The 3,255-nt window shown below is 73.7% G+C and carries 4 protein-coding genes; 1 reads left to right on the plus strand and 3 read right to left on the minus strand.

The window, feature by feature from the left end; genetic code table 11:
- Window positions 1-270 precede the first annotated feature (270 nt).
- Complete coding sequence (locus ACPYOM_RS21400; RefSeq protein ID WP_481347501.1) at window positions 271-1,179, plus strand: response regulator transcription factor; 909 nt, start codon at window positions 271-273, stop codon at window positions 1,177-1,179.
- 72 nt (window positions 1,180-1,251) lie between these two features.
- Here the strand turns inward: ACPYOM_RS21400 and ACPYOM_RS21405 are convergent, their stop codons facing one another.
- The 3 genes from ACPYOM_RS21405 to ACPYOM_RS21415 all read right to left on the minus strand — a co-directional run.
- Complete coding sequence (locus ACPYOM_RS21405; RefSeq protein ID WP_481347502.1) at window positions 1,252-1,644, minus strand: hypothetical protein; 393 nt, start codon at window positions 1,642-1,644, stop codon at window positions 1,252-1,254.
- On the minus strand, window positions 1,637-2,323 hold the full coding sequence (locus ACPYOM_RS21410; protein WP_481347503.1) for a S24/S26 family peptidase: 687 nt from the start codon (window positions 2,321-2,323) through the stop codon (window positions 1,637-1,639). Before ACPYOM_RS21410 ends, ACPYOM_RS21405 begins: the two co-directional genes overlap by 8 nt.
- A gap of 327 nt (window positions 2,324-2,650) precedes the next feature.
- The coding region (locus ACPYOM_RS21415; RefSeq protein ID WP_481347504.1) for an FAD:protein FMN transferase at window positions 2,651-3,255 on the minus strand (605 nt) is incomplete at its 5' end.

Here is a 3,255-nt window from a genome sequence, read left to right on the forward strand (position 1 = left end):
GGTGTGCGACCTGCCCGTCACCGACGCCTCGGCGCTGTCCGACCGGCTCGCCGCGCTCTGAGGACGCCGCCCGCTGCTGGGCCACGTGGGACGGGGCGCCGGCGCACCGGTTGCGTGCGCCGGCCTCCTCGGGGGCGTCGTCCCGAGTCCGATTCTCGAGGTCCGAGCGCAACTGAGCCGGTGCTCCTGCTGCAAGAAAGACGCGAGAAGTCGGCGGCCACTGGGCCCGTTCCGGGGTGCGTCATACGCCCCATCTGTCACAATCCACGCATGACGGGCACCGAGCGCAGGGCAGTCGTCGTCGAGGACGACGACGACATCCGGCAGCTCATCACGCACAGCCTCGCCATGCAGGGGTTCGCCGTCGCCGTCGCGCGGTCGGGTCGCGAGGCCATCGACCTCGTGACGACGACCGACCCCGACGTCGTGACCCTCGACCTCGGGCTGCCCGACCTCGACGGCATCGAGGTGTGTCGGCGGGTGCGCGAGACGAGCCAGGCCTACATCATCATGATCAGCGCCCGCACCGAGGAGATCGACCGCCTCATGGGGCTCGAGACGGGTGCCGACGACTACCTGACGAAGCCGTTCAGCCCGCGCGAGCTGCAGGTGCGCGTCAACGCGCTGCTGCGTCGGCCGCGCACGTCGTGGGACCCGAGTGCCGGCGCCACGGGACCCATCCCGGTCGCCGGCTCGAACGGCGCGACGTCGATGCCCGGCTCGGGTCCCGGGTCGGGTGCGGGGTCGGGTGGCGGGCTCGGGACCGGTCCGGCAGCGGGGCCCCGCGTGTTCGACGCCATCGGCCGGGACGACCTCACGGCCGGCGCTCCTGGGCACCGCCCGGGTGCCGGTGAGCCGGGGTCCGTGGTCCGGCACGGCCTGCTCGCCGTCGACACGGAGAGCCGCACCGTCACGGTCGACGAGCGCGAGGTCGAGCTGACCCGGACCGAGTTCGACCTGCTGACGACGATGCTCGCCGCGCCACGACGCGTCTGGTCGCGGGCCGTGCTGCTCGACACGCTATGGGGGGCCGGCTGGTCCTCGGAGGAGCACCTCGTCGAGGTGCACGTCGGCAACCTGCGTCGCAAGCTGACCCGGGCCGCGCCCGAGGGCACCCGTCCGCTCATCCGGACGGTCCGCGGCGTCGGCTACCGCATGGAGGAGCCGGACGCCCCGTAGGCGTCCGGCTCCTGCCCCGCGGCGCTCACCCGACCGAGCCGGCCCACCCAGCCACGCCCGGTCCGCCACGGTCTATCCGCGCTGCCACCCGGACAGGTGCAGCCCGAGGGCCACCTCCGTCTCCGCGGTGTCGTGCGCGAGCTGTCCGAGGCACTCCCACGTGCGCTCGGTCTCGTCCGCCTCGACGGCGTCGATGAGCAGGGTCGTCCGGGCGGCGAGGCGACGAGCCCCCACGGTCCCCGACGTGACGCGGAGGCTGAGGAGCACCTCCAGGGCCCCTTCCTCGTCGCCGGTCGTCAGCGCCGCCTCGATGCGCCCGACGCGTTCGGCGAGCAGTCGCAGGTAGGTGCGGGCGACCGACGAGGCCACCAGCTGGCTCTCGAGCTCCTCGCCGAGGGCGAAGAGCGTGCCGGGCTCGAACACGGGCTCGAGGTCGGCCTGCAGGTGCAGCGGCGTCTCACACATCGGTGCGCTCCTTTCCGGTGGTCCCGATGCCCCGCAGGCCCATGAGGAGCGCGAGGCCGAGGACGCCCCAGAGCGCCCACGTCTGCTGCAAGGGGGCGCTCAGGACGCCGACGACCTCGCCGAGGTGCCGCACGACGTGCGTCGAGCGCCAAACGGTGCCGCCCTCAGCGGTCACGACCCACGGGTCGACCGTGTCGCTCGCGTCTGCCCGGGTGACGAGGCTGACGCGGCCGGCGGCGTCGCGCCCGACCGAGACCACGCGCCTCGTCTCGTACCGGCCGGCCTCGACCGGGGAGCGGTAGGTGATGACGTCGCCCACGGCGACCTCGGCCGCACGGACCGGGACGCTGACGACGAGGTCGCCGCGCTCGATGCCCGGTGCCATGCTCGCGCCGAGCATCGTCGACGTGCGGTAGCCGAAGACGTGCGGACCGATCGCGACGACCGCGAGGACCGCCGCGGCAGTGAGCACGAGCGTCGCCGTGGCGATCGCCGACAACCGTCGAACCGCCCGACGCAGGGTCGTCCACCCGGCGCGGGCCCGGCGGGACCTCACGCGGACGGCCGTCCGTCCCACGGGGGAGGTCTGCGGCAGCGACCCGGTGGCTGCGAACGCCCGGCGCGTGCCGTGCGGCCGCAGCGGCCGCGGTGCGCGGGCCAGGCTTGCGGTGCTGCTCACGGCGCTCTCCTGTCTGTTCGGCGAAAGTCGGACCTGCTGGTCGTCCCGGTCGTGCTGGTCGTGCTTCGCGCGGTTCGGGGCGGGTGGCGCTGCCACGTCACTGCTCCGGTCGTCGTCGCCTTCCGTTCTGGCTGGGACCACTGTGTCGGGGCAACCACAAGACGGCGGGCTGTTGGCCGCAGGCTTTGCGCAAGAAAGCCGCAAGGCCACCGGTCCGACCCGTCGGACGAGTGGCCTTGCGGCACAAGCAGATTCAGCGGGACGAGCCGGGCGAATGCCGCGAATCGGACAAGAGACGGCGGCCCTCTCCAGGGGGCCGGCGGCGGCTCAGAGCACGGTCGACAGGTAGTCGCGGGCGTCGAGCGCGAACCGTTCACGGGCGGTCTGTCCCCCGACGAACAGCGCCGTCGCCCAGATGTCGGCCCACACGAGACGCGGCCCGACGACGGTCACGGAACCCGGGCGCGCGACGTGCTCGCCGCGCACCGGGTCGTAGAGGTGGGCCCCGCGAGCGGCCGTCCCCGACGTCGCGACGGCCCCGTGCGTCAGCGTCACGGTGCCCGCGACCCGGCTGCGGTCCATGGGGTCCTCGATGCCAACCCGCCACGGGATGGCGCCCGGCCCCTCGAGCGGCACGTCGGCGTGGGCCCCGATGAGGAGGTCCCCGCCGGCGTTGACGCAGAAGGAGGTGCCAGGCAGAGAGCCGAGACGCTCGGCCGCGAGGTCGACGGCCCAGCCCTTGACGAGGCCGGTCGGGTCGAAGGCGAGGTCGCCCTCCGGCGTCGGCAGCAGTGTCGTGAACACACCGCCGGTGACACGTTCGGCCTCCTCCCCGAGCGCGAGGGCCTCGGCGACGCGTGGGCTCGCCTCGGACAGCTCGATCTCCTCACGACGCAGCCTCAGGAGGTCCGAGTCCTCGCGGTAGGTGGAGA

Source organism: Monashia sp. HAY1-2A (assembly GCF_056755315.1).